Source organism: Aeromonas sp. OTU364 (genome assembly GCF_038440395.1).
GTDB lineage: Bacteria > Pseudomonadota > Gammaproteobacteria > Enterobacterales > Aeromonadaceae > Aeromonas.
This window is the reverse complement of record NZ_JASATR010000012.1, coordinates 117,208-135,502: the sequence shown is the minus strand read 5'-3', so window position 1 is coordinate 135,502 and position 18,295 is coordinate 117,208. Positions and strand designations below refer to the sequence as shown.

The following is an 18,295-nucleotide window of genomic DNA, read 5'->3' as shown; positions in this document are numbered from 1 at the left end:
CTGTATCACCACATCCAGACTGGCGCTGGTGTTGTCACCGTCGCTGTCCGTCAGCGCGACGTTGAAACTTTCGGTCAGGGCAGTGTCATTGGCAGGCTGAGTGTGAGCCTCGTTATCGCTCAGGGTGTAGCTGTAAGTCACAGTGCCAGCGCCTGTCACCGGGTTGTAACTGATGCCTGTCACCAACAGTTGATTGCCCAGAGGGCTCGGGATCGCCTGCGGGAAACTGCTGATGACCTGGCCGTTACTGATGAGTACCACGCCCCCCAGAGCCAGGCTCTGGATACCATCTGCCGCATTGAAGGTGAAAACGCCACTCTTGGTCAGGCCTGCAGCATTCGGGCTACTGCCATCGGCCAATGCGGCGTCACTCAGAACAAGCTCGCCCCCTTCGACCTGCAGCCCGCCCAAGGAGACTGTCTCATCCGTGGGGGTAATGGTGATAGTCAGAGTGGAGTTATTGGTGTCGTCGCCATTGGTCACTATGTAGTTGGCCGGCGGTACAGGGCCTGTGTAGTTGAGTGCCGGAGTGAAGGTGTAGGAGCCGTCGGCATTGATGATGAGGGTACCTATCCCGTCCAATGAGCTCTCGACACCGGCCAGAATGCCGATGTTGCTGCCCCAGCTATAGGAAACAATGGATGTGTCTTGAGGACCATCCGAGTTGCTGCTGTTGATCAGCAGGTTGCCACTGATGGCTTGGTCTTCCTGGGTGACTTCAGATTCATCCAGATCATCGAGCTCATTCTCTGGCAGGAGATCGTCTTCCTGCAGCACATTCTGATCGAGCAAGGTTTCATAGCTGGTATCGAATCCGGCCTCGGCTATGGTCGCATCACCGATACGATCGATGACGACAAAGCCGCCGTTGCCACTGGCCCCCGCGACCCCGCCGATGCCGCCGCCCCCACCTGCGGCAGGCGCCCCGCCGGCTGCGGCGGCTTCAAAGTTCTTGGTCGGGTCGACCCCTTGCAGGATGGATTCTTGCAAGGCCGCTATTTCTGGAGGGAGGTTGCTGTTCTCGGCCGATGATGAGGGTTGCCCTTCGGCCGGTGTATCTGTCTCGGCGGGGGCGGCTGCGGCCTGTCCGGGGTTGTCATCGTAGGGTGCCAACATCAATTTCGCATCGTCGGCAATATTGAGCTTGGCGCCCGGTTGCAATATCTCGCCAGGCTGGAGAGGACGGCTGCTGCCATCGGCAAGCAGGATCTGAACATTGCCTTCCACGGAAGAGACGACGACGGTTTTGTCGATGATTTGGGTGCGCATATCCATTGCTCCAGGGTGACAGATCTTGATGCCTACACTCTAGATGCGCGTTCATCGGGCTTCAGTTGCAAAAATGTACAACATTGAATCTGTTTGGCTTCATCCGATGCAGCGAATCGAATGAATAATTTTTACATAGACAAATCAATAAACTAACAACTCGCCTTTCAGGCTTTCTGTATCGCCATTGCAGCAAAGCACCTTCATATATTCTAAATGGATATAAAAAAGGGCCCTCATTGGGGCCCTTTTCAATATGATCGCCTGATTCACGGCAGTGGGAATGCCGGATGAACGAAGCCCTGGTAACCGTCTATGTGCAGGTTGGCCAGCACCTCGACCTGCTGCTGATCTTCCACTCGGGTGGCGATGGTCGTGACACCCGCATTGTGGGCTGCCCGGCAGACCGCAGCCAGGAAGGAGGTATCGGCGCCCGGCTCCATGACCTGGCTGGTATAGCCATGATCCACCTTGACGTAGGCAGGAGCCAGCTCCTCCAGATACCCGAGGGACTGGAAGTGGCGACCATAGTGATCGACCCCCCACAGGAAGTCCTGCTCTCGCAGTACGTCGACCAGGTTGGTCACATGCTGCTTGTGTTTCATGATGGCGGCCTCAGGGATCTCGAACAGCAGTCTCTCCTTCAACTCGCCGTTCACGGCCAGATAGCCTCTCAGCCAGGTCAGGAACTCATCCGAGCAGAGCGACCCGGCGGTGATGTTGACCGCCAGCACCAGCTCGGGTTGCTGCCTGAACAAGGGCACGCAGGCTTCCAGTACGGCCTTGTCAAACTCGGCGCCCATCTGGAACTGCTCTATGGCGGGCAAGAACTGGCCAGCGAAATAGTCGGTACCATCGCGCGAGATGGAAGCAAACAGCTCCGCATGCAGGCGCGTGCCATCATCGAAGCGGCAGGCAGGCTGCGCCTTGAAGCGCCACAGGTTTCGGGCCATTGCATCCTGTACCAGATCACGCCAGGCCAGACGCCCCATCAATCCCTGATCCGAGCCCCCTTCCATGACGACGGCACCCCGCCGCTCGTTGCGCGCCTTGCCCAGCGCATTGTCCGCCTTGGTCAGCAGGGCTGAGAGATCATCATCGCCATCACGGCCGGCGATCCCGACGACCGAGAGCGCTCCGCTCTCACCCATGGGATTGACCACCAGATCGGCGATACGGCTATTGATAAGCTCCGCCAGATCCTTGAGCTGCGACAGATCATCCGTAGGACAGAGCAGGGCATATTCGGTGGCCGAGATCCGGGACAGCGCCGCACCATCCCAGCCGTCCAGCAACTCCCTGAGCACCTGGGCGATGGACTTGACCATGTTGTCCCGCGCGGCATAGCCCTCCTCACGATAGAGATCGTCCAGCATGTCGACGGCCACCAGCATGACGCCCCCCTGTCCCGCCTCGGCGATCCAGGCATTGACCTGCCCCACGAAGTAGGAGCGGTTGCCGAGCCCGGAGACCGCATCCACATAGACGCGGGCGCGCAGGTTTTCGGCTTCATCGGCCTGCTCCTTGAACTGCACCGCCAGCTTGCTCGAGAGGGTGTTGATGGCCTGCACCACCTGTTTCAACTCGCGGCTCTTGGGCTCGGGAATGGCGTGCCCGAAGTGGTGCAGCTCTATCTCGACCGCCTGCTCGCAGATGAGCTTGAGCGGTTTGAGCAGGTAGTTGAGTGCCCGCATCAGCAGTATGGTGGTGATCAGGAAGCCCACCAGAAACCAGGTCGCCAGCTCGCTCATCCCCTTCCAGAGCTCGTAGTAGGCCTGTCCCGGATGGCCCACTATCTTCAGCTTGCCCAGTTGCAGCCAGCCCGAGGTCAGAATGGATTCGTTGGATACCTCAGGGAAGAGACCCAGCCCGATAAACCACTGCGGCACCCCCTGAATGTCGCTGCTGTTTTCCAGCTCGATGACATCCTTGGAAGCCAGCAGATCGAGGCGGACCAGCCGATAGTAGCCACCGTCGAACACGGCCTTCATGACGGATTCGGCACTCACCTTGTCCCCGTTCTCCAGATAAGGCGTCAACGCCAGACCCAGGGCGGTGGAGGTGTTGATGACTGTGGTCTCCTGCTGCTGTGCCAGATAGTTGCGAGTCGAATTGAACTGTACCCAATAGGTGGCGGCAAACAGCAATCCGAACAGTAACAGCATGGTTGCCAATAGTTGTCTGTAGAGCGTCATAGGTTAATCATCCAAATTCACCACAGGCCGAGCCAATCGCCCTGAAGTCATGCGATTGCGTAAGTCAGTCCATAATCCCAAGCGGGATGATTGCCCGGCCAGTTCCCCTTGACCACGCGCCTTCATCAACCACAAGTGACTACCGTTAAAGCTGTAAATTGGCACCAGATCCGCCCGCTGACTGGCCGGGCGAATGGCGCCGACAAGGTTGTCCAGAATGAGAGGCACTGATGCGGGCGTCTCATAATAGGCAACAACCATATGAAACTGGTTATAATCCAATGCCTTGACATATACCATCCGCATTTTTTCATCCGGAATGCCAAGTTCCAGCAGCGTAAAGTATTTGGAAATGCTGAAGTCTTCACAATCTCCGCCAGCCGCCCCCAAAAACTCCAGCGGGGTCGCCCAGTAATCCTTCTTGTGCCACAGCTTGATGTCATCGATAAACCGCATCTGATTGAAAAACTGGTTCACCTTTTCCAGTTTCTGCCGCTCCGTCAGACCCGCAGCCCGGTTCTGCATGGCCAGCGTGCGCCAGCTGGTGACCCGCTTGCCTGCACGAGAGCCGTAGGTCTCCTCCGCCCGCTTGACCAGCTTCAGATCTTCCGACGACAAGGGCTGGCTGGCGCTGAGCAACAGAGGGATAGACAGCAGCACCAGCCACAACAGCTGGAGCCGCCAACGCTGCGCGGGGCGGATGAGCCATGCTGGCCAGAAGAGCCCGCGGCTCCCAGCCTTGCACCACGATGTCACATGTTTCCCCTGCGGCATGCCATTGCAATCTTCAGTTGAGAGCCAAACGCATAAAAGAATGACTGCAGCAAGCTGCAGCCATTTCTTCTGACTGATATGACATCAGCACGATGACCATCAGTTGTTATTGGCCTGCCAGTCAGCGGGCTGCTGTACATTCATGGCATTGAGCAGTCCCCCGGTGGCATTGAGGATACGGTAATCCGCCAGCAGGGCATCATACTCGGCCGTGATGTAGCTGCGGCGAGCCTCGAACAGTTCGTTCTCCGTGTTCAGCACATCCAGCAAGGTCCGTTGTCCCAGACCAAACTGCTTCTTGTACGCCTGTACGGTGTCGTAGCTGGCGTCCACGTGCTCTTTCAGGAAGACTTTCTGCTTGGCCAGCGACTCCTTGGCATTCCAGGCGAGACGGGTCCCCTCTTCCACCTGACGGAAGGCATTCAGGTGAATGTCTTTTGCCTGGGAATAGAGTGCCGAGGTGGCCTTGCTTTCAGCCAGATCGGAGCCGCCACGGAACAGGTTGTAGCGCATCCGGACCATGGCGGTGAGATCGTCGTTGCGTCCCTTGACCGCATCGATGTCCTCGTTCCAGTTCTGATCCACCTCGAAGGCCACGTTCGGGTAGAACCCGGACTTGGAGCCTTCATGCTGATACTTGGCCTCTTCGATGTCTTGCAGGGAGGAGAGCAGGGTCGGGTGAACCTCGGTGGCCGTCTTCAGCGCGTCCTCCAGGGTGGCAGGGATCAACTGGCTGTTGGGGGCCGGTTGTACCAGATCCTTGGGCACCTCATTCACGACCCGGATGAACTCGCTCTCGGCATCCCGATAGTTGTTCTCCGCGGCCGCCTGGTTGGAGTAGGCCCGTGCCACACGACCATCGATCTGGGTCTGGTCCGCCGTCGAACCCAAACCTGAGTCTGTCCGTTTCTGGATGTCACTGCGGATCTGCTCGTGGGTTTCCAGGTTCTGCTTGGACAGCTCCAGGATCTCCTGCTGGCGCAGCATGTTGAGGTACACCTCGGCCACCCGCAGGGCCGTGTTCTCCGCCTCGGAGATCATGGCCAGACGCTGGGCCTGGGCGGCAGCATCGGTCCGGGCCACGTTGCTGCTGACATCGAAGCCGTCAAACAGCATCTGGCGCAAGCTGATCCCGGCCTCCTTACGGGTCATGGAATCATCGATCGTCTGCGAGTTGGCAGGCGCCGCACGGGTCGAGGGGCTGTCGGTCTTCTCGTAGCCAACGCCGCCACGCAGATCGATGGTGGGATAGTAGCCGCCCTTGGCTCCATCATGCTGGTACAGTCGTGCCTGATAGAGATCAAAAGCTTCCTTGATTTTCGGATGGGTAGCCAGTGACTGTGCCACTGACTGTTCCAGTGTCTGTGCCTGGCTCAGGCCCGGGAACAGTATGGTGCCACTAACCAGCATGGCAACAATCGTCTTCTTCATGGTATCTCCAGTCATGTTGTTTTTAGATTGTTGGCTTATCGTTCTCTCAGTGCCGACTGCTTAGCCCGCAGGATGGGCTTGAGCAAGTAGTCTAGGACACTTTTTTTACCAGTAATAATATCTGCACTGGCTAACATACCGGGGATGATGGGAAGTGCGTTAAGCTCATCGCCCAGATAACTCTTCTCGGTACGCACCCGAACCAGATAGAAGGAGTTGCCCTCCTCATCCTGGATCGAGTCGGCGCTTATCTGCTCAACCTTGCCATGTAAACCTCCATAAACAGTGAAATCATAAGCAGTTATCTTGACCACGGCCTCCAGTCCGGGTCGCAGGAAGGCAATGTCCTTGGGGGAGACCTTGGCTTCCACCAGCAGGGTGTCCTCCAGCGGCACGATTTCCATCAGATCCATGCCCGGCTGCACAACGCCCCCCAGGGTATTGATCTTGAGCTTCTTGATGGTGCCCTTGAGAGGCGCTATCACGCTGGTCCGATCGACCCTGTCCCGCAGACCGACCTGGCCCTCGGACAACTGACTCAGCTTGCCCTGGCGTTCATTGAGCTCGGTCTGGGAGTCCGCTCTGAACTTCAAGGCGATGTCATTGCGCTTGGAGATGGTCTCCCGCAGCACCGAGTTGAGTTTGGGGATGAGCAGGCGGTTGGCTTCCAGCTCGCCCTGCATCTCGTTGACCTGCCGCTCCAATTTAATTAGCTCCACTTGAGGAACTATACCCTCTTTTGCGAGAGGCCGGCTGATGTTCAGCTCCTGGCGAGCCAGATCCACGCTGCGACTCACTGTCCTTATCTTGGCATTGAGCTCTATGGTCTCCTGCTCCTTCTGCTCGATCTGCTGACCGAGTATGTAGAGCTGGTTGTTCAAGTTGTTGAGCCGCTCGTCCTGGACCGACTTTTCACGGGCCACGTATTCCGCAAAGACGTTCTCGAACCCTTCGGGGAAGACGATGGGCTGCTTGTCGATGACCACCTGTTCACGCCAGCCGAGGTTGGGTTCTCTCTTGACCACCACACTGCGGATCTCGGCACGCAGACGGGCGATGTCGCCCTTGAGGATCACCAGCTCCTGTTCACGCTCGCGAAAATCCGACTTGAAGCGGGTATCGTCTATGCGCAGCAGAGGCTGCCCCTTTTCGACTATGTCCCCCTCCTTGACGAAGATCTCCTTGACGATCCCCCCTTCCAGGTTCTGGATCACCTGCAGCTGGCGAGATGGAATGACCTTGCCCTGACCGACGGTGACCTCGTCAAGCTCCGCCCAGGCGGCCCAGATGATGGCACTCATGAAGAACAGGAAGCAGGCCCAGAGCAGCACCTTGGCGCGGGTTGGCGTGCTCAGCAAGACGGCGGCGGCACCGTCGTCGACATACTCGAGGTGCTCGGAGGCGGGCAACACTGTGTCTGGTGCCGTTTTCTTGAACCAGTTGTTAGCCATTGGCCGTCTCCTGTACCCGCACCTTGCCTTCCTTCAGTTGTTGCAGCACCGTCTCCTTGGGGCCGTCAGCCACTATCTTCCCCTGCTCCACGACGATGACCCGGGAGGCCACATCCAGCATGGAAGTCTTGTGGGTGATGAGGATCAGCGTGGTTTCAGGCCCCAGCCTGGCCAGCTCCTGCTTCACATGCATCTCTGACTGGTTGTCCATGTTGGATGTTGGCTCATCCATCACCAGGATGGGCGGATCGTTGAGCAGGGCACGGGCCAGCAAAATGGCCTGACGCTGACCACCTGAGAGCTGACGCCCGCCCTCGCCTATCTGCCGGTCCAGCCCATTGGGATCCCGATTGGTAAAGTTGGTGACACCGGCCCGCTTGGCGGCGCGCACGACCCGGGCATCATCCACCAGCGGGTTGCCCAGCATGATGTTGTCCCGTACCGAGCCAAAGAAGAGGGTCACATCCTGCGGCACACAGCCGATGTTGCGGCGAATGGCGGCCGGTGGCAGCTGATCCAGCTCGAAGCCATCGAGGCGCACCAGACCGTCTGTCGGTCGGTAGAGTCCCATCAGCAACTTTTCCAGCGTGGTTTTACCCGCGCCGATGCGGCCTATGATGGCGACCTTTTCGCCCGGCTCGATGCGCAGGTTGATGTTGTGCAGGGTGCTGCTTTCCATGCCCGGGTATTTGAAGGAGACGTTTTCGAACTCGATGCGGCCCTGGATGATGGGGTGGTGAATGTACTGTTTGCCCTCCTCCTGCTCGCCCGGCGTCATCATGATCTTCTCCAGGATCTCCAGGGCGGACTTGGCCTGGTTGTAGCGGGTCGACAGCACGGAGAGCTGCACCATGGGCGCGATGGCGCGGCTGGACAACATGACAGCGGCGATCATGCCCCCCATGGTCACCAGCCCTTCCGATATCTGATAGACACCTACGATCACCAAGCCCACAGTCACCACCTGCTGGATGTAGCTCGCCAGGGAAGACATGGAGTTGGTGATGCGACGGGTCTGCACGCCCCAGGTAGAGATGTGGGACACCGCCTGCTCCCAGCGGTGCTGGAACATGCTCTCGGCGCCGAAGATCTTGACGGTCTCAAGGCCGGAGATGCTTTCGATCAGGTTGGCGTTCTTCTGGGAGGCCAGACGGGAGCCCTCCTCGATGGACTGCTTGAGCGGTGCCTGGATATAGAAGCTGTAGGCCACCAGGATCAGCATGGCGACGATGGGCACCACCACCATGACGCCGGCAAACAGCCAGATGATGAAGAGGAAGAACACCGCAAACGGCAGATCAATCAGGGTCGATACGGTGGCGGAGGTGAAGAACTCCCGCACCGATTCAAACTCCTGCAGATGCTTGGCGAACGCCCCCGTCGAGGCCGGGCGGGACTCCATCTTCATCCCCATCACCTTGGCAAAGATTTTGGCTGACAGCAGCACGTCCGATTTCTTGCCGGCAATGTCGATGAAGTAGCTGCGCAACTGGCGCATCACGAAGTCAAAGGTGAACACTACCATGGCCCCGACCGCCAGCACCCAGAGGGAGTCGAACGCCAGGTTGGGCACGATCTTGTCGTAGACATTCATGGTGAACAGGGGACTGGCCACCGCAAAGAGGTTGATGAGAATGGAGGCAATCAGCACATCGCGATAGATGCCACGGGATTCAAACAGCGTGCTCCAGAACCAGTGACCATCCCGGGTCTCCAGCACCTTGGGGGAACGTTCATCAAACTTGAACTGCTTCTTGACGAAGAACAGCCGGCCGTTGTACTCGTCACCCAGCCGGGCAGTGCTGACCCACTGCGCCGCATCACCGGCCTGGGGGAAGATGACCTTGGCCTGGCTCCTGTCCTTGTTCCACTCCAGCAGGATGCAGGCGCCGCCCTGCCGCGTCTGCAAGACGCAGGGCAGCAGCAGGGGAGAGATGTTTTCGAGTGGCTGGATCACCTCACGGGCGGACAAACCGCCACGCTCGGCAGCGCGGCTGAAGAGCGCCGTACTCAGACGGCCCGAGACCAGTGGCAAGCCCGTGGTGAGGGCATCCTGACTATTGGGTACGCCATAAAAACGGGTCAAAAAGACCAAGCATTCCAATAGTTCATCTATATGGCTGGTTTCTGCTTGCATAGCATCCTGTCAAAACATGATTCAGACGGTTGTCGCAGGGAAATCATCACCCGGAACCTGGTGGCGACCTGTGAATGCAGAGCAGATCCCATCATCGCGAACCGACAACCCAATTAGCGCACTGGGCAGTGGCATCGAATGCCATCGCCAGACTCACACATCGTCAAGCCGGGGAGAGAGGAGCCACGCACGTCATCTGATGACGGCAAGGAGTGCGAGATATCCTGCCCGGTCCATTAATTACTAAAGATTTATTGATAACAATATCTTTTTCAAGCCGACCATCTTATCAAGGTGACTTGAACGAAACTATACTGCAAAGACTGAATTTCATCTAATAACCCTCTGTTTTTTTAATGAAATTAGAGTCGTCACTCATTAAAAGGAGCGAGCGAGAAGGGTCGGCCTAGGGCATGCCCCTGGGGGCCTGAACGAGTCAGCTCAGCGGCGATCTCGGCCATGGCGGTCCAGCGATTCTCGCACCAGGTTGGAGCCAGCAGGGTCGGACGGCGCGCCGACGCCGAGATGCGGTGATAGACCACCTCGGGGGGCGTGTGCTGGATCATGGCCACCGCCGCCTCCACATAGTGTTCCAGGGTCAGCACCTCCAGCCGCCCTGCCTGCCACGCCTTGCCAAGGGTGCTCCCTTCCACCACGTGGAGCGGATGCAGCTTGATCCCCTCGACCCCGGTCGCAACGATGCGATGCAGGGTCTCCAGGCTATCCATGGGCACCTCGCCGGGCAGGCCAACGATCAGATGGGCACAGACCTTGATGCCGCGCCTATGGGCCCGCTCGACCGCATCGGCATAGGCGGCGTAGCCGTGGCCCCGGTTGATGCGCTGCAGCGTCTTGTCATGGGCGCTCTGCAGCCCCAGCTCCAGCCACACCTCGTAGCCACGGGCCTGATAACCCACCAGCAGATCCAGCACCGCATCCGGCACGCAGTCGGGCCGGGTCCCGACACAGAGCCCCACCATGTCGCTGACCGACAACGCCTCCTCATACATGCGTTGCAGGTATTCCACCTCGGCATAGGTGCTGGTATAGGCCTGAAAGTAGGCGAGATAGCGTTTGGCGCGGGTCACTTCGTCCCGGCGTGCCCGCAGCTGTTGCACGACAGAAAGCTGTTGGGTCGATTCGTCGGCAAAAGAGGAGACATTGCAGAAGGTGCAGCCGCCGCGGCCCAGGGTGCCGTCCCGGTTCGGGCAGGTGAAGGCGCCGTGGATGGAGAGTTTGTGGATCTTCTGGCCATGACGCTGCTTGAGATCCTGGCCGAATGTATTGATGAGTTCGTGTAACTGCATGACACCTCCGATATGAGCTGTCATTGTACTGGCAGAGGCCCGCCCCCAGGCTGAGCTGGATCAAGCCACCCCGCCCCCAAAAATCATATAAATATTCACATTGCGTGCGATAAATACCCACAGACAGGGTTTTAAGGTTACTTTTGGAAACCACAAGCCTTCGGCAAAGAGGGAGAAGTGGAGCAATTCCTCCTCTCTAACCGGCTGTTAGCACTGCAAAAATCTCGCTTAGCCCGCATCCGGATAAATGCAAGGCTCAGGATTCTGAAATGTGATCCCCGCCCGCCCCCGACGGAATGGATTGGTAAAATTACTACAGTCAGGTGACGCGAAGCAGTCAACCACCAAAACCACCATTATCAGTTTAATCAACTTAATAAAATTAACTTAATAGGTTTTTATATAGCAAAAACCGAATTGAGTCTCTGAAACCCGCATTTTGTTATGGCGGTGTAACATTGAAAACAAGCGGGATGTCCAATTGACCTTGCTCGAAAATCCCATTAGTTTGGAGATTCGCCACCTCAGGCGGACGGAACCACAAGAGCCAATCGCAATTTATGCAATCTGTTGATGACAGTGCGATGGAAGGCCGAGCAAGGGAGAAATGCAATGTCACTATATGATCCAAAGCTGGAGAGGGATAACTGTGGCTTCGGCCTGTTGGCCCACATGGAAGGGGAAGCCAGCCACAAGCTTGTCCGTCTCGCGATGTCAGCCTTGGCTCGCATGCAGCACCGCGGCGGCATCTCCGCCGACGGCAAGACCGGCGATGGCTGTGGTCTGCTGCTGCAAAAACCGGACAGCTTCTATCGCGCTGTCGCCGAAGAGAAGGGATGGCACCTGGGCCGCAACTACGCGGTGGGCATGCTATTCCTCAACCCGGACCCCGTATTGGCCCAGCAGACCCGCGACATCATCGACGAGGAGCTGGAAAGAGAGACCCTGAGTCTGGTCGGTTGGCGCAAGGTGCCCATCGATACCAATGTGCTCGGTCCCATCGCCAAGGCGTCCCTGCCAAGCATTGAACAGGTCTTTGTCAACGCGCCGCCCGGCTGGGTCGACAAGGATCTCGAGCGCCGCCTCTATATAGTGCGTCGCCGCATCGAGAAACGCATCAGCGACGACTACTTCTATGTGGTCAGCCTCTCCAACCTGGTCACCGTCTATAAAGGGCTGTGCATGCCGGTGGATTTGCCGCGCTTCTATCTGGATCTCGCCGACATCCGCATGCAGGCCGCCATCTGCGTGTTCCACCAGCGTTTCTCCACCAATACCAGCCCGCGCTGGCCGCTGGCGCAGCCATTCCGCTACCTCGCCCACAACGGCGAGATCAACACCATTGCCGGCAACCGCCAGTGGGCCAAGGCGCGTAGCTACAAGTTCGCCACCCCGCTGATCCCCGATCTGCAAGAGGCCGCCCCCTTCGTCAACACCACGGGGTCGGATTCTTCCAGCCTCGACAACATGCTGGATCTCTTCCTGGCTGGCGGCATGGACCTGTTCAGGGCCATGCGTCTGCTGATCCCGCCTGCATGGCAGAAGCACCCGAACATGGATGACGACCTGCGCGCCTTCTATGACTTCAACTCCATGCACATGGAGCCCTGGGACGGCCCGGCCGGCATCGTCATGACCGACGGCCGCTACGCCACCTGCGCGCTCGATCGTAACGGCCTGCGCCCGGCCCGCTACGTCATCACCAAGGACAAGTTCATCACCCTCGCGTCTGAGGTCGGCACCTGGGACTACACCCCGGACGAAGTGCTGGAGAAGGGCCGGGTCGGCCCAGGGGAACTGTTCGTGGTGGATACCAGCAACGGCAAGGTGTGGACCAGCTTCGAAATCGACGACGATCTCAAGAGCCGTCACACCTACAAGCAGTGGATGGACAAGCACTGCAAGCGACTGGTGCCGTTCGAGCAGATGGATGACGCCAGCACAGGCGCCCGCGAGCTCCCGGACGATCAGCTCAAGACCTATCAGAAACTGTTCGGCTACTCCTACGAGGAGCTGGATCAGGTGATCCGCGTGCTCGGCGAGAACGGCCAGGAGGCGGTGGGCTCCATGGGGGATGACACCCCGATGGCGGTGCTCTCCTCCAGCCAGCGTACCCTGTACGACTACTTCCGCCAGATGTTCGCCCAGGTGACCAACCCGCCCATAGACCCGCTGCGGGAAAACCACGTGATGTCGCTGGCCACCTGTATCGGCCGTGAGCAGAACGTCTTCAACGAGACCTTCGGCCACGCCCACCGAGTGCTGTTCCAGTCGCCTATCCTGCTCTACTCCGACTTCCACCAGCTGCTGGCACTGGAAGGGGAGCACTACCGTCACGCAGTGCTGAGCCTCAACTACCAGCCCGCAGAGGGGCTGCAGGCGGCCCTGGAGCGGCTCTGTGCCGACGCGGCCGACAAGGCGCGCAATGGCACAGTGCTGCTGGTGCTGTCTGATCGGGACATCAGTGCCGACACCCTGCCCATCCCGGCCGCCATGGCGGTGGGGGCGGTGCAGCGCACCCTGGTGGACAACAACCTGCGTTGTGACGCCAATATCCTGGTGGAGACAGCGAGCGTGCGCGACCCGCACCACTTCGCGGTGCTGCTGGGCTTTGGCGCCACCGCCATCTACCCCTATCTCGCCTACGAGACCCTGGCCAAACAGGTCGAGGAAGGGGTGCTGAAGATGAGCCTGCGCCAGGCCATGCTCAACTACCGCAACGGCATCAACAAGGGGCTCTACAAGGTGATGTCCAAGATGGGCATCAGCACAGTGGCCAGCTACCGCTGCTCCCAGCTGTTCGAAGCCGTGGGGCTGTCCAGCTCCGTGGTCGAGCTCTGCTTCCGTGGCGTCTCCAGCCGCATTCAGGGGGCCGATTTCACCGACATCCAGCAGGATCAGGTCAATCTGGCGCGCCAGGCCTGGCTCGGTCGCAAGCCGCTGACCCAGGGCGGGCTGCTGAAATTCGTCCACGGCGGCGAGTACCATACCTACAACCCGGATGTGGTGCAGACCCTGCAGGTGGCGGTGCGCTCTGGCAACTATGCCGATTACAAGGAGTACGCCCGCCTGGTGAACGAGCGCCCGGTCGCCACCTTGCGCGATCTGCTCGTCCTCAAGCAGGGCACCACCCCGGTTGCGCTGGAGCAGGTTGAACCCGCGGCCAAGCTGTTCCCCCGCTTCGACTCCGCCGCCATGTCCATCGGTGCCCTCGGCCCCGAGGCCCACGAGGCGCTGGCGGTGGCCATGAACCGCCTCGGCGGTCAGAGCAACTCCGGCGAAGGCGGTGAAGATCCCAAGCGCTTCGGCACCGAGAAGAATTCGCGCATCAAGCAGGTGGCCTCGGGGCGCTTTGGCGTCACCCCCCACTACCTGATGAACGCCGACGTGGTACAGATCAAGGTGGCCCAGGGCGCCAAGCCCGGCGAGGGTGGCCAGCTGCCCGGTGACAAGGTGACGGCCCAGATAGCCAAGCTGCGCTATTCCGTGCCCGGCGTGACCCTGATCTCCCCACCGCCCCACCACGACATCTACTCCATCGAGGATCTGGCCCAGCTCATCTTCGACATCAAGCAGATCAACCCGGACTGCCTGGTGTCGGTGAAACTGGTTTCCGAGCCCGGCGTCGGCACCATCGCCTGCGGCGTGGCCAAGGCCTATGCGGACTTCATCACCGTCTCCGGCTACGACGGCGGCACAGGTGCCAGCCCCCTCACCTCGGTCAAGTACGCCGGCTCCCCCTGGGAGCTGGGGCTTGCCGAGACCCAGCAGGCCCTGGTGGCCAACGGCCTGCGCCACAAGGTGCGCCTGCAGGTGGATGGCGGTCTCAAGACCGGCCTCGACATCATCAAGGCGGCCATCCTCGGCGCCGAGAGCTTCGGCTTCGGCACCGGTCCCATGGTGGCACTCGGCTGCAAATACCTGCGCATCTGCCACCTGAACAACTGCGCCACCGGCGTCGCCACCCAGGATGAGAAGCTGCGCCGCGAGCACTTCACCGGCCTGCCGGAGATGGTGATGAACTACTTCAAGTTCATCGCCGAAGAGACCCGCGAGCTGATGGCAGAGCTCGGCGTCACCCAGCTGACCGACCTCATCGGTCGTACCGATCTGCTGGAAGCCCTGCCCGGCCTCACCGCCCGTCAGGCCAAGCTGGACTTGTCCGGCATTCTGGCAAGCCCTGTGGCACCGGCAGGCTCCAGCCTGTTCAGCCAGCAGCACAACCCCACCTTCGACAAGGGGCCGCTGAACCTCAAGATGGTGGACGACCTGCTGGAGGCGGTAGAAAACATGAGTGGCGGCGAGTTCCGCTACGACATCCGCAACACCGACCGCTCCGTGGGGGCGCGCCTGTCCGGCGAGATAGTCAAACGCCACGGCAACCAGGGCATGGCGGCCGATCCGGTCAAGGTGCACTTCAACGGCACCGCAGGCCAGAGCTTCGGCGTCTGGAACGCCGGCGGCCTCGAGATGATACTCACCGGTGATGCCAACGACTACGTGGGCAAGGGGATGACAGGCGGCAAGCTGGTAGTCAAACCCCACGTCGGCGTGGCGTTCAAGTCCCACGAGGCGGCCATCATAGGCAACACCTGCCTCTATGGCGCCACAGGCGGCAAGCTCTACGCTGCAGGCACCGCGGGCGAGCGCTTCGCGGTGCGCAACTCCGGGGCCCTCGCGGTCGTCGAGGGGATTGGCGACAACGGCTGTGAATACATGACCGGCGGCATCGTCACCGTGCTCGGCACCACTGGCGTCAACTTCGCGGCCGGCATGACTGGGGGCTTTGCCTACGTGCTGGACGAGTGCGGCAACTTTGCCAAGCGTACCAACCCCGAGCTGGTAGAACTGCTGGACGTGGCGGACCTTGCCATCCACCAGGAGCACCTGCGCGGCATCATCACGGCGCACCTCAACGAGACAGGCAGCTCGCGCGCCGAGGAGATCTTGGCCAACTTCGACTCCTATGTGCCCAAGTTCAGGCTGATCAAGCCCAAGTCCAGCGACGTCAAGTCCCTGCTTGGTCACACCAGCCGCTCTAGTGCAGAACTCAGAATCCAGGCGCAATAAGGAGGGAACCCTATGAGCCAGAACGTATTCCAGTTTATCGATGTCCAGCGGGTCGACCCGCCCAAGAAGCCGCTCAAGATCCGCAAGATCCAGTTTGTGGAGATCTACGAGCCCTTCAACCAGGCCCAGGTCGGCATGCAGGCGGATCGCTGCCTCGACTGCGGCAACCCCTATTGCGAGTGGAAGTGCCCGGTTCACAACTACATCCCCAACTGGCTGAAACTGGCCAACGAGGGGCGCATCCTGGAGGCGGTGGAGCTCTCCCACCAGACCAACAGCCTGCCGGAGGTGTGCGGCCGCGTCTGCCCGCAAGACAGACTCTGTGAGGGTGCCTGCACCCTGAACGACAGATTCGGCGCCGTGACCATAGGCAACATCGAAAAATACATCACCGACAAGGCGTTTGAGATGGGCTGGCGCCCGGATCTCTCCAAGGTGGTGAAGACCGGCAAGCGGGTCGCCGTCATCGGCGCCGGCCCCGCCGGCCTCGCCTGTGCCGATGTGCTGGCGCGCAACGGCGTCACCCCGGTGGTGTTCGACAAGTACCCGGAGATCGGCGGTCTTCTGACCTTCGGCATCCCCTCCTTCAAGCTGGAAAAAGAGGTGATGCAACGCCGCCGCGAGATCTTCGAGGGGATGGGGGTGGAGTTCCGTCTCGAGACCGAAGTGGGCCGTGACGTCACCTTCGCCGACCTCCTTGGCGAGTTCGATGCGGTCTTCCTCGGGGTCGGCACCTACAAGTACATGAAGGGCGGCTTTGCCAACGAAGAGGCACCGGGAGTCTATGACGCCCTGCCCTACCTCATCTCCAACGCGAACCGCTTGCTGGGCTTCGAGAAGGCGCAGAGCGATTACATCGACTTCGCCGGCAAGCAGGTGGTGGTGCTGGGTGGCGGCGATACCGCCATGGACTGCGTGCGCACCGCCATCCGCCAGGGGGCCGATCGGGTGATCTGCGCCTACCGCCGCGATGCCGAGAACATGCCGGGCTCCAAGCGGGAGGTGAAGAACGCCCAGGAGGAAGGGGTGGAATTTATGTTCAACCTTCAGCCCATCGGTGTGGAGCTGGACGCCCAGGGCCGCACCTGCGGCATCAAGGTGGTGAGCACAGAGCTTGGCGCCCCGGATGCCAACGGCCGTCGCAATCCCGTGGTGGTCGAGGGCTCCGAACAGGTGCTGGCCGCCGATGCCGTGGTGATGGCCTTCGGCTTCCAGCCCAACCCCCAGCCCTGGATGCGTGATCACGGTATCGAGCTCGACAGCCGGGATCGCATCAAGGCTCCCGAGCAGGCCGAACATGCCTTCCAGACCAGCAACCCCAAGGTGTTTGCCGGTGGCGACGCGGTGCGCGGCTCGGATCTGGTGGTCACCGCCATCTACGAGGGCCGCAAGGCCGCCGAGGGGATCATGGACTATTTGTCGGTGTAAGCTGCCGACCAAGTCTTCCCAGGCAGACAGCCCCGCTTATGCGGGGCTGTTTTTTTATGCCTGACTCTCGGTGATGCGCCCTAGCGTCTCACCACCAGAAACTCACCCTTGCCCACCGGCACCAGCGAGGTCAGAAAATCGGGATCACGCCTCACCTGCGCCATCCAGTCCCTCATCTCGCTCTCATGGGAGATGGCATTGTCCACCACCAGCAGGCCGCGAGGGGCAAGCAGGCGCCGTATTTCGGGCCACCATCCCTGATAGTGCTGGCGATCGGAGTCCAGAAAGATGAGCTGATAAACCGCCGTCGGCAGGCTGGGGAACAGGCTGCCGGCCTCCCCCGCCAGCAGGGTGATCCAGGAGCTCAGTCCCGCACGCTGAAAGTTGGCCTCTGCCAGAGAGATCTTCTTCTCATCCCGTTCTATAGTGGTGACCCGTCCATTCAGTCTCTTCACCGCCTCCGCCAGCCAGAGGGTGGAGTAACCGTTTGAAGTCCCTATCTCAAGCACCGCCTGCGCGCCCCTCGTCTGCACCAGCAGCGCCAGCAGTTCGCCGGTGTCACGGGTGATGTTGAGCATCTTGCCGCCCCGGGATGGCTGCGCCTCGTCATGCTGTTCGCCAAAGCGCTCCAGCTCCCGTTTGAGTTGTTCCAGTTCCATGTTTCCTCCTTGAGAGTCATCCAGGCTGACCCGGCACTGCCCATGGCCTGCGCGGTTCAATCGATGGCGGGGGGCAGATCCCCCAGCAAGTAACGAGGGCCGCTTCCCTGGCCCGCGGCCCTGTCCTCCGGGTTGTAGAGGGCGCAGTGCTCCAGCGACAGACAGCCACAGCCGATGCAGGCTGTGAGCTTGCGCCTCATCAGTTGCAGGGCGGCTATGCGGCTGTCCAGCAGCGCTTGCCACTGACCGGCGATCCACTCCCAGTCGCCGCGATCCGGCGTGCGGCCATCGGGTAACCCGCTGAGGGCCGCCGCTATTTCGTCGAGGCTGAGGCCCATCCCTTGCGCCACCCGGATAAAGGCGATGCGCCGCAGCACATCCTGGGGGTAGAGACGCCGGCCGCCTTCGCTGCGCAGGCTCTGGATCAGCCCCTTCTGCTCGTAGAAGCGCAGGGCGCTGGCGTTCACACCGGCACGTTTGGCTATCTGGCCTATGGCCAGCCATTTGCGATCCATCTTCGTCCTTGATCTCAAGTTAACTTCAACTTGCATAATCCTGTCTCCCCCGACAAAAG

11 protein-coding genes are annotated in these 18,295 nt (G+C 60.1%); 2 read left to right on the top strand and 9 right to left on the bottom strand.

Going from position 1 to position 18,295, the window contains the following annotated elements; translation table 11 throughout:
- The 7 genes from AAHB08_RS13435 to AAHB08_RS13405 form a co-directional block, all read right to left on the bottom strand.
- The coding region (locus AAHB08_RS13435) for a retention module-containing protein (RefSeq protein WP_342059207.1) at nucleotides 1-1,269 on the bottom strand (1,269 nt) is incomplete at its 3' end.
- 269 nt (nucleotides 1,270-1,538) lie between these two features.
- Nucleotides 1,539-3,464, bottom strand: coding sequence for an EAL domain-containing protein (locus tag AAHB08_RS13430; RefSeq protein WP_342059206.1), 1,926 nt, complete (start codon nucleotides 3,462-3,464; stop codon nucleotides 1,539-1,541).
- Nucleotides 3,465-3,467: 3 nt separating this feature from the next.
- Nucleotides 3,468-4,238, bottom strand: coding sequence for a transglutaminase-like cysteine peptidase (locus tag AAHB08_RS13425; protein ID WP_409241611.1), 771 nt, complete (start codon nucleotides 4,236-4,238; stop codon nucleotides 3,468-3,470).
- 99 nt (nucleotides 4,239-4,337) lie between these two features.
- Nucleotides 4,338-5,669 carry a TolC family outer membrane protein gene (locus tag AAHB08_RS13420; protein ID WP_139436708.1) on the bottom strand — a complete coding sequence of 444 codons (1,332 nt, stop codon included), beginning with the start codon at nucleotides 5,667-5,669 and terminating at the stop codon, nucleotides 4,338-4,340.
- Between the two features lie 35 nt (nucleotides 5,670-5,704).
- Nucleotides 5,705-7,120, bottom strand: a complete 1,416-nt coding sequence (locus tag AAHB08_RS13415; RefSeq protein WP_202046047.1) for an HlyD family type I secretion periplasmic adaptor subunit — start codon at nucleotides 7,118-7,120, stop codon at nucleotides 5,705-5,707.
- Complete coding sequence (locus tag AAHB08_RS13410; protein WP_342059205.1) at nucleotides 7,113-9,257, bottom strand: type I secretion system permease/ATPase; 2,145 nt, start codon at nucleotides 9,255-9,257, stop codon at nucleotides 7,113-7,115. The genes AAHB08_RS13415 and AAHB08_RS13410 overlap by 8 nt, the downstream gene beginning before the upstream one ends.
- 371 nt (nucleotides 9,258-9,628) lie before the next feature.
- The gene (locus AAHB08_RS13405) at nucleotides 9,629-10,564 is read right to left on the bottom strand and encodes a TIGR01212 family radical SAM protein (RefSeq protein WP_342059204.1); all 936 of its coding nucleotides are present in this window, start codon (nucleotides 10,562-10,564) and stop codon (nucleotides 9,629-9,631) included.
- A 612-nt stretch (nucleotides 10,565-11,176) separates the two neighbouring features.
- Between AAHB08_RS13405 and gltB the strand changes: the two genes are divergently transcribed.
- Nucleotides 11,177-15,634, top strand: coding sequence for a glutamate synthase large subunit (gene gltB / locus AAHB08_RS13400; RefSeq protein ID WP_342059203.1), 4,458 nt, complete (start codon nucleotides 11,177-11,179; stop codon nucleotides 15,632-15,634).
- A 12-nt stretch (nucleotides 15,635-15,646) separates the two neighbouring features.
- A complete protein-coding gene (locus AAHB08_RS13395) occupies nucleotides 15,647-17,062 on the top strand; it encodes an FAD-dependent oxidoreductase (protein ID WP_265436280.1) in 1,416 nt (471 codons plus the stop codon).
- An 80-nt stretch (nucleotides 17,063-17,142) separates the two neighbouring features.
- Here AAHB08_RS13395 and AAHB08_RS13390 read toward each other — a convergent pair whose 3' ends face one another.
- Both AAHB08_RS13390 and soxR read right to left on the bottom strand, forming a co-directional pair.
- Nucleotides 17,143-17,721, bottom strand: coding sequence for an O-methyltransferase (locus tag AAHB08_RS13390; RefSeq protein WP_342059202.1), 579 nt, complete (start codon nucleotides 17,719-17,721; stop codon nucleotides 17,143-17,145).
- Between the two features lie 56 nt (nucleotides 17,722-17,777).
- Nucleotides 17,778-18,236 carry a redox-sensitive transcriptional activator SoxR gene (soxR, locus tag AAHB08_RS13385; RefSeq protein WP_342059201.1) on the bottom strand — a complete coding sequence of 153 codons (459 nt, stop codon included), beginning with the start codon at nucleotides 18,234-18,236 and terminating at the stop codon, nucleotides 17,778-17,780.
- Nucleotides 18,237-18,295: the final 59 nt, after the last annotated feature.

Coding starts and splice junctions, on each gene's coding strand:
- AAHB08_RS13430 (WP_342059206.1), bottom strand. CDS start 3,464: ATGACGCTCTACAGACAACTATTGGCAACCATGCTGTTACTGTTCGGA.
- AAHB08_RS13425 (WP_409241611.1), bottom strand. CDS start 4,238: ATGCCGCAGGGGAAACATGTGACATCGTGGTGCAAGGCTGGGAGCCGC.
- AAHB08_RS13420 (WP_139436708.1), bottom strand. CDS start 5,669: ATGAAGAAGACGATTGTTGCCATGCTGGTTAGTGGCACCATACTGTTC.
- AAHB08_RS13415 (WP_202046047.1), bottom strand. CDS start 7,120: ATGGCTAACAACTGGTTCAAGAAAACGGCACCAGACACAGTGTTGCCC.
- AAHB08_RS13410 (WP_342059205.1), bottom strand. CDS start 9,257: ATGCAAGCAGAAACCAGCCATATAGATGAACTATTGGAATGCTTGGTC.
- AAHB08_RS13405 (WP_342059204.1), bottom strand. CDS start 10,564: ATGCAGTTACACGAACTCATCAATACATTCGGCCAGGATCTCAAGCAG.
- gltB (WP_342059203.1), top strand. CDS start 11,177: ATGTCACTATATGATCCAAAGCTGGAGAGGGATAACTGTGGCTTCGGC.
- AAHB08_RS13395 (WP_265436280.1), top strand. CDS start 15,647: ATGAGCCAGAACGTATTCCAGTTTATCGATGTCCAGCGGGTCGACCCG.
- AAHB08_RS13390 (WP_342059202.1), bottom strand. CDS start 17,721: ATGGAACTGGAACAACTCAAACGGGAGCTGGAGCGCTTTGGCGAACAG.
- soxR (WP_342059201.1), bottom strand. CDS start 18,236: ATGGATCGCAAATGGCTGGCCATAGGCCAGATAGCCAAACGTGCCGGT.